We start from the raw sequence: 7,610 nt of genomic DNA, 5'->3' as shown, positions 1-7,610 counted from the left end.
TTCGCCACCTGGCGCCCCCCGGGCGCGCCTCACGCTATCGTGCGCCCCCGCCCCGGGGCCCCCCCGGGGGCGCCCGGCGCGCGCTCCGGCTAGAGCGCCGCCGCGGACGCTGCGTCGGCGGTGGCCCGGGTGGTCGTGGCGATGGTGGCGGAGCCGACCACGCGCGTGCCGTCGTAGAGGACGATCGCCTGCCCGGGGGCGACGCCGCGGACCGGCTCCGTGAAGCGCACCTGCAGCTCGCCGTCCACCAGCTCGGCGAAGACCTCGGTCTCACCGCCGTGGGCGCGCAGCTGCGCCGTGTACGTACCCGGGGCGGCGGGGCTGGAGCCGCACCAGCGCGGGCGGATCGCGGTGAGCGCGGTGACGTCGAGGGCCTCGACGGGGCCGACGGTGACGGTGTTGTTCACCGGGGAGATGTCGAGGACGTAGCGCGGCTTGCCGTCGGGGGCCGGGTGGCCGATCCGCAGGCCCTTGCGCTGGCCGATGGTGAAGCCGAAGGCGCCCTCGTGGGTGCCGACCTTCTCGCCGGTGACCCCGTCGACGATGTCGCCCTCGGCCTTGCCGAGACGGCCGGCGAGGAAGCCCTGGGTGTCGCCGTCGGCGATGAAGCAGATGTCGTGGCTGTCGGGCTTCTTCGCGACGGCCAGACCGCGCTCCTCGGCCTCGGCGCGGATCTCGTCCTTGGTGGTGAGGGTGTCGCCGAGCGGGAAGAGGGCGTGGGCGAGCTGCTTCTCGTCGAGGACGCCGAGGACGTACGACTGGTCCTTGGCCATGTCCGAGGCGCGGTGCAGCTCGCGGGTGCCGTCGTCGTTGAGGACGACGGTGGCGTAGTGGCCGGTGCAGACGGCGTCGAAGCCGAGGGCGAGGGCCTTGTCGAGCAGCGCCGCGAACTTGATCTTCTCGTTGCAGCGCAGGCACGGGTTCGGGGTGCGCCCGGCCTCGTACTCGGCGATGAAGTCCTCGACCACGTCCTCGCGGAAGCGCTCGGCGAGGTCCCAGACGTAGAACGGGATGCCGATGACGTCGGCGGCGCGGCGGGCGTCGCGGGAGTCCTCGATCGTGCAGCAGCCGCGGGCGCCGGTCCGGAAGGACTGCGGGTTCGCGGAGAGCGCGAGGTGGACACCGGTCACGTCGTGCCCGGCTTCGACGGCGCGGGCGGCGGCGACGGCGGAGTCCACGCCGCCGGACATGGCGGCGAGGATGCGCAGGGGGCGGGGGCTGCTCGGCAGGTTCTCAGTCATAGCACCGTCCAGGGTACGGGGAACCGCGCGGGGTCACAGCGCGTTATCGGGTCAGGGGGGTGGAGAACCATGGGGAGCAAGGGCGACGGCGGTGCTTCGGGCACCGAAGGGGCCGCGGGGAACAAGGGTGCCGCGGGGGTCAGGCGGCCGGGGCGGACCCGCAGGGCGCTGCTGTTCGGCGGGCTCGGGGTCGTCGCGGTGGCGGCGGTCGCCGGGCGGGACGAGCTGGGACGGGCCTGGTGGCTGGTGCCGGGGGTGTCCAAGCCGCGCAAGGAAGGTGAGCTGGACCACGCGGGGGCGGGGTGGACCTCGGCCTCGCCGGCGAACTGGCGGCTGGCGGACCGGCCCGCCGACTATCGCGTGGACCGGATCGTCGTGCATGTCACACAAGGCAGTTTCGCGTCCTCGGTGGACGCCTTCAAGAATCCGTTCCACCGGGCGTCGGCCCACTACATAGTCGGCCAGGACGGTCACATAGAGCAGATGGTGCGCGAGCTCGACGTCGCCTTCCACTCGGGGAACCGCTCCATGAACGAGCGCAGCGTCGGGATCGAGCACGTCGGTTTCGTGGACCGGCCGCAGGACTTCACGGACGCCATGTACGAGGCTTCGGCGCTGCTCGCCGCCGGGATCTGCCGGAGGTACGGCATACCCGCGGACCGCAAGCACCTCGTCGGCCACTCCGAGGTCCCGGGCGCCGACCACACGGATCCCGGGCCCCATTGGGACTGGAACCGCTACGTCCGCCTGGTCGGCGAGGCCCTGCGTTCAGAGCACTAGTGCCGCGTCAGGCAACGTTCGCCCCGTCGGGGCAAACCTTGCCCGACGCGGCACTAGCTGAGGCCCGCCGTGCGGGCGCGGGTCACGGCCGGGCCGATGGCGGCGGCCACCGCGTCCACGTCGGCCTTCGTGGACGTGTGGCCGAGGGAGAAGCGCAGGGTGCCGCGCGCCAGCTGCGGATCCGTGCCGGTGGCCAGCACGACGTGGCTGGGCTGGGCCACGCCCGCCGTGCAGGCCGAGCCGGTGGAGCACTCGATGCCCTGGGCGTCGAGCAGGAGCAGCAGGGAGTCGCCCTCGCAGCCCGGGAAGCTGAAGTGGGCGTTGGCGGGGAGCCGGTCGACGGGGTCGCCGCCCAGGACCGCGTCGGGGACCTCGCGGAGCACGGCGGCGACGAGCTGGTCGCGCAGCGCGCCGATCTCGGCGGCGAAGCGTTCGCGCCGCTCGGCGGCGAGCACGGCGGCCACCGCGAAGGCGGCGATCGCCGGGACGTCGAGGGTGCCGGAGCGGACGTGCCGCTCCTGGCCTCCGCCGTGCAGGACGGGTACGGGGCTCTGGTCGCGGCCGAGCAGCAGCGCGCCGATCCCGTACGGTCCGCCGACCTTGTGGCCGCTGACGGTCATGGCGGCGAGGCCGCTGTCATCGAAGCGGACGTCGAGCTGGCCGAAGGCCTGGACGGCGTCGGAGTGCAGCGGGATGCCGGACTCGCCCGCGATGGCGGCCAGTTCCGCGACCGGCATGACCGTGCCGATCTCGTTGTTGGCCCACATGACGGTGGCGAGGGCGACGTCCTCGGGGTTCCGCGCGATCGCTTCGCGGAAGGCTTCGGGGCGCACGCGGCCGTAGCGGTCGACGGGGAGGTACTCGACCTGGGCCCCTTCGTGCTCCGCGAGCCAGTGCACGGCGTCGAGGACGGCGTGGTGCTCGACGGGGCTGGCGAGGATGCGGGTCCGGGCGGGGTCCGCGTCGCGGCGGGCCCAGTAGAGCCCCTTGACGGCGAGGTTGTCGGCCTCCGTGCCACCCGCGGTGAAGACCACCTCGCTCGGCCGGGCTCCGAGCGCCTCGGCGAGGGCCTCGCGGGCCTCCTCGACGGTGCGGCGGGCGCGGCGGCCGGCGGCGTGCAGGGAGGACGCGTTGCCGGTGACGCCGAACTGGGCGGTCATCGCCGCAGCGGCCTCCGGGAGCATCGGAGTGGTGGCGGCGTGGTCGAGGTAGGCCATGATCCCCCGATTCTACGAGTCCCCCGTGCCCCGGGATCCCGCGCGGGGCGGGGTCGGTGGTCCGGGGCCTCGGCCGGACCCGCCGGGGGGAGGGCGGCGGGGGAGGGCGGGGCAGGGCCACCGCTGCGCGGAGCCGCTGTCCCCTACCCGCCCTTCCACCGTTCCCCGGGCTCGCCCTGACCGAAAGACCTGGGGCTCCGTCCCGGACCCCGCGTCCCGAACCCCGGCGGGGCTGGACGTGCCGGAGGCTCGGGCGGTGTCAGGGAGCGAGCCGCGACGCCGAGGTCAGGGAGCGAGGCGCGGCGCGCGTGCCAGTTGGCGGGACTGGGCCACCAGCCGGTCCGCCGAGTCCCAGATCTCCGCGTCCTCCTCCAGGAAGCCGCCCGCCAGGTTGCGCGTGGTGATGGCGACGCGGAGCGGGCCCGGGGCCGGACGGTGGCGGACGTGCGTGGTGAGTTCCACGGTCGGGGTCCAGCCGACGAGGCCGAGGTCGAAGGAGGTCGGCGGGAGCGCGTCGACCGCCAGCAGCAGCGAGAGGGGATCCGCGTCGCGCCCGTCGGCGAGCTCGAACCAGGACCGCATCTCGCCCTTGCCCGACGGCTGTCCGACCGCCCAGCCGGCCGTCGCCGGGTCCAGGCGCAGCCGGAGCCGGTCCACGATCGCCGAGCTGCCGGGGATCGGCGCCGGGCCGGCCTCGGGGCCGAGGCAGTCCTCGTAGGCGGGGATGAGCGGCGGGAGGGCCGTGGTGTGGACGGCGTCCGGGAGCGCGGAGAGGTCCCCGTACGAGGCGAGGACGCGGAGGCGCTCGATCTCGGTGCCGTTCTCGTCGTACTGGAAGAGCGAGGCCTGGCCGGTGGAGAGCGTGCGGCCGACGCGTACGACCTCGGTGCGGATCACGGCGGGGCCGGGCACGGACGAGGTCAGGTAGTGCGCGGAGACCGTGAACGGGTCCGGGTGCGGCAGGGTCGCCGACAGGGCGCGGCCGACGAGGGCCAGGAGGTAGCCGCCGTTGACGGCGGTGATGATCGTCCACCCGGCGGAGAGGTCCGCGTCGTACACCCCGGGGTCGCCCGCGCGAGCGGTGACGGCGGTGTCGCGGTCGAACTCGCTGTCGCCGACGGTGGCCTTGGCAGCTGCGTGTGACATGCGGACGACGGTACAACGAAGTAGCTACTAAGCGGTAGCTTTCTTGGGTTTCGGCCTCGTCACGGCTCCTCCGCGACCGCCGAGCGCCGGTTCCAGGCGAGCGGCGCCCGCAGGTGGTAGCGGATGGCCAGGAGCCGGAGCACGAAGGTGGTGACGATCGCGACGCCGGTCGTGACGGCGTTCAGGATGTCGAAGCTGATGAAGAGGGCGACCATCGAGGCTCCGATGATGGCCGGCACCGCGTACATCTCGCGGTCGCGCAGCAGCGAGGGCACCTCGTTGACGAGTACGTCGCGCAGCACACCCCCGCCGACGGCCGTGGCCAGGCCGAGCGCGGCGGACGCGGTGAGGCCGAGGCCGAACTCGTACGCCTTCGTCGTCCCCGTCACGCAGAACAGTCCGAGGCCGGCCGCGTCGCAGACGTTGATCGCGCGGTTGATCCGCTGCACCTCGGGATGGAGGAAGAACACTATGGCGGCGGCGACCAGGGGCGTCACGAAGAAGCCGAGGTCGCCGAAGGCCGCGGGCGGGGTGGCACCGATGACGATGTCCCGGAAGAGACCGCCGCCGAGGGCGGTGACGAGCGCGAGGACGGCGATGCCGAAGACGTCGAAGTTCTTGCGTACGGCGAGCAGGGCCCCGGCCAGGGCGAAGACGAAGATGCCCGCGAGGTCCAGGCCGTGCTGGATTCCGGGCGGGAAGAGATCGTGGAGCACGGGCCCCATTCTGCCGGTCGCCTCGCGGCGTGCGGGAACGGGTGGTCCGGGCAGGGGCCCGGAGATCGTTCCGGGGCTCTTTCCACGCTGGCGCACACCCCGCCGGGCGCGGGCAGCGCCGCCGAGCACGAGCAGCGTCGGGCAGGCGCGGGCAGCGTCGGGCAGGCGCTGCCGGGGCCGGCCCGGGAACCGGACGCGCCTCGAACGCCGGCGGGGCTGAAGTGCGCCGGCGTTCGAGGCGAGGGGTCCTGGGTCCGGGGCTCGGGCGGGCCCGGCTCGGCCGTTACTCCGCGACCGTGGACACCGCTTCCGCCGCACCCGGGAGCGGCGGGTCGTTCGGGGACTGGTCGGGCGCGTTCTCCGGGTGGTGACAGGCCACCTGGTGGCCGGTCTTCAGAGCGACGAGCGGCGGCTCCTGCACCGTGCAGACCTGCGTCGCCTTCCAGCACCGGGTGTGGAAGCGGCAGCCGCTCGGCGGCGAGATCGGCGACGGCACGTCGCCCTTCAGCAGGATGCGGCCGCTCTTCGCGCCGCGCCGCCTCGGGTCCGGCACCGGCACGGCCGACATCAGCGCGGTCGTGTACGGGTGCATCGGAGCCTCGTACAGGGACTTGCGGTCGGCGAGCTCGACGATCTTGCCGAGGTACATGACCGCGATGCGGTCCGAGACGTGCCGGATGACCGACAGGTCATGCGCGATGATCACGTAGGTGAGGCCGAGCTCCTCCTGGAGGTCGTCCAGCAGGTTGACCACCTGGGCCTGGATCGACACGTCCAGCGCCGAGACCGGCTCGTCCGCGACGACCAGCTTCGGCTTGAGCGCGAGCGCCCGCGCGATGCCGATGCGCTGGCGCTGGCCGCCGGAGAACTCGTGCGGGTAGCGGTTGTAGTGCTCCGGGTTCAGGCCGACCAGGGAGAGCAGCCGCTGCACCTCCGCCTTGAGGCCGCCCTCGGGCTGGACGCCCTGGAGCTTGAACGGGGCGCCGATGATGGTGCCCACCGTGTGCCGCGGGTTCAGCGAGCCGTACGGGTCCTGGAAGATCATCTGCACGTCGCGGCGCAGCGGGCGCATGGCGCCGACGCTCAGGTGCGTGATGTCCTTGCCCTCGAACTCGACCGAGCCGCCGGTCGGTTCGAGCAGGCGCGTGATCAGCCGGCCCATGGTCGACTTGCCGCAGCCGGACTCGCCGACGATGCCCAGGGTCTCGCCGCGCCGGACGTCGAAGTCGATGCCGTCGACGGCCTTCACGGCCCCCACCTGGCGGCGCAGCAGCCCCTTGGTGATGGGGAAGTGCTTGACCAGGCCGGTCACCTTCAGCAGGGGTTCGGGGGACGAGTCCGCCTGCGCGGGGACCGTGCCCGCGGCCGGGCCCGTCCCCGCTTCCGTCTTCTTCTTATCGGTCACAGCTTCGGCGCAATCTCTTCGGTCCAGATCCGGTTCCGCTGCTCCGGGGAGAGGTGGCAGGCGGCCCAGTGGCGGCCGTCGTCCTCCGCGGATCCGTCGACCAGGGCCAGCTCGGGCCGCTGGGTACGGGTGATGCCGCCCTTGGGGAGGTCCGCGTAGGGGCAGCGCGGGTGGAAGGCACAGCCGCTCGGGATGTTGATGAGGCTGGGCGGCGAGCCCTTGACCGGGATGAGGCGCTCGGTCTGGTCGCGGTCGATGCGCGGCATCGAGCCCAGCAGGCCCCAGGTGTAGGGGTGCCGGGGCTCGTAGAAGATCTTCTCGGCGCTGCCGCGCTCCACGCACCGGCCGCCGTACATCACGAGGATGTCGTCGGCCATCTCGGCGACCACGCCGAGGTCGTGCGTGATCATGATGACCGCGGAGCCGAACTCCCGCTGCAGGTCCCGGATCAGGTCCAGGATCTGCGCCTGGACGGTGACGTCCAGGGCGGTGGTCGGCTCGTCCGCGATGAGCAGCTCGGGGTTGTTGACCAGCGACATCGCGATCATCGCGCGCTGGCGCATGCCGCCCGAGAACTCGTGCGGGTAGGAGTCCACGCGCTGGTGGGGCTCGGGGATGCCGACGCGGTCGAGCATCTCGACGGCCCGCTTGCGCGCCGTCTTCTTGTCCACGTCGTGGTGGGTCCGGTAGGCCTCGACGATCTGCTTGCCGACCGAGTAGTACGGGTGCATCGCGGACAGCGGGTCCTGGAAGACCATGGCCATCTTGCGGCCGCGCAGGGTGCGTACGTGGTCGGCGTCGGCCTTGATCAGGTCCTCGCCGTCGAGGACGACCTCGCCCGAGATCTGCGGGCGGTTGCGGACGTGGCCGGTGCGGTGCAGCCCCATGATCGCGAGCGAGGTCACCGACTTGCCCGAGCCGGACTCGCCCACGATGCCGAGGGTCTTGCCGCGCTCCAGGTCGAAGGAGAGCCCGTCGACGGACTTGACCAGGCCGTCGTCGGTCGGGAAGTGCACCTTGAGGTCGCGCACCGAGAGGAAGGCCCGGTCCCGCACCCTGCCCTGTTCGGGCACGAAGGCGGGGCCGGAAGCGGGGGCCGTGGAGC

7 protein-coding genes are annotated in these 7,610 nt (G+C 73.0%); 1 reads left to right on the top strand and 6 read right to left on the bottom strand.

The genetic code is table 11. From position 1 onward, the window contains the following. Positions 1–89: 89 nt before the first annotated feature. Complete coding sequence (gene mnmA, locus ACWF9Z_RS05235; protein ID WP_453597626.1) at positions 90–1,241, bottom strand: tRNA 2-thiouridine(34) synthase MnmA; 1,152 nt, start codon at positions 1,239–1,241, stop codon at positions 90–92. Positions 1,242–1,310: 69 nt separating this feature from the next. Between mnmA and ACWF9Z_RS05230 the strand changes: the two genes are divergently transcribed. Next, positions 1,311–2,021, top strand: a complete 711-nt coding sequence (locus tag ACWF9Z_RS05230; RefSeq protein ID WP_453597624.1) for an N-acetylmuramoyl-L-alanine amidase — start codon at positions 1,311–1,313, stop codon at positions 2,019–2,021. A 53-nt stretch (positions 2,022–2,074) separates the two neighbouring features. On the opposite strand, the gene ACWF9Z_RS05225 is transcribed toward ACWF9Z_RS05230, so the two are convergent. The 5 genes from ACWF9Z_RS05225 to ACWF9Z_RS05205 form a co-directional block, all read right to left on the bottom strand. Further along, positions 2,075–3,238, bottom strand: a complete 1,164-nt coding sequence (locus ACWF9Z_RS05225; protein ID WP_453597622.1) for a cysteine desulfurase family protein — start codon at positions 3,236–3,238, stop codon at positions 2,075–2,077. Between the two features lie 285 nt (positions 3,239–3,523). After that, positions 3,524–4,384 carry a thioesterase family protein gene (locus ACWF9Z_RS05220; RefSeq protein WP_453597620.1) on the bottom strand — a complete coding sequence of 287 codons (861 nt, stop codon included), beginning with the start codon at positions 4,382–4,384 and terminating at the stop codon, positions 3,524–3,526. Between the two features lie 59 nt (positions 4,385–4,443). Continuing rightward, positions 4,444–5,100 carry a trimeric intracellular cation channel family protein gene (locus tag ACWF9Z_RS05215; protein ID WP_453597618.1) on the bottom strand — a complete coding sequence of 219 codons (657 nt, stop codon included), beginning with the start codon at positions 5,098–5,100 and terminating at the stop codon, positions 4,444–4,446. Between the two features lie 283 nt (positions 5,101–5,383). After that, positions 5,384–6,505, bottom strand: a complete 1,122-nt coding sequence (locus ACWF9Z_RS05210; protein WP_453597616.1) for an ABC transporter ATP-binding protein — start codon at positions 6,503–6,505, stop codon at positions 5,384–5,386. Continuing rightward, positions 6,502–7,578, bottom strand: a complete 1,077-nt coding sequence (locus ACWF9Z_RS05205) for an ABC transporter ATP-binding protein (RefSeq protein WP_453597841.1) — start codon at positions 7,576–7,578, stop codon at positions 6,502–6,504. Before ACWF9Z_RS05205 ends, ACWF9Z_RS05210 begins: the two co-directional genes overlap by 4 nt. Between the last annotated feature and the right edge of the window lie 32 nt (positions 7,579–7,610).

Source organism: Streptomyces sp. NPDC054961, from assembly GCF_053609145.1.
This window is presented reverse-complemented; position numbering and strand designations above follow the sequence as displayed.

Bases quoted from the DNA above. Each gene is read 5' to 3' on its own strand.
- ACWF9Z_RS05225 (WP_453597622.1), bottom strand. From the start codon at position 3,238: ATGGCCTACCTCGACCACGCCGCCACCACTCCGATGCTCCCGGAGGCC.
- ACWF9Z_RS05230 (WP_453597624.1), top strand. From the start codon at position 1,311: ATGGGGAGCAAGGGCGACGGCGGTGCTTCGGGCACCGAAGGGGCCGCG.
- ACWF9Z_RS05220 (WP_453597620.1), bottom strand. From the start codon at position 4,384: ATGTCACACGCAGCTGCCAAGGCCACCGTCGGCGACAGCGAGTTCGAC.
- mnmA (WP_453597626.1), bottom strand. From the start codon at position 1,241: ATGACTGAGAACCTGCCGAGCAGCCCCCGCCCCCTGCGCATCCTCGCC.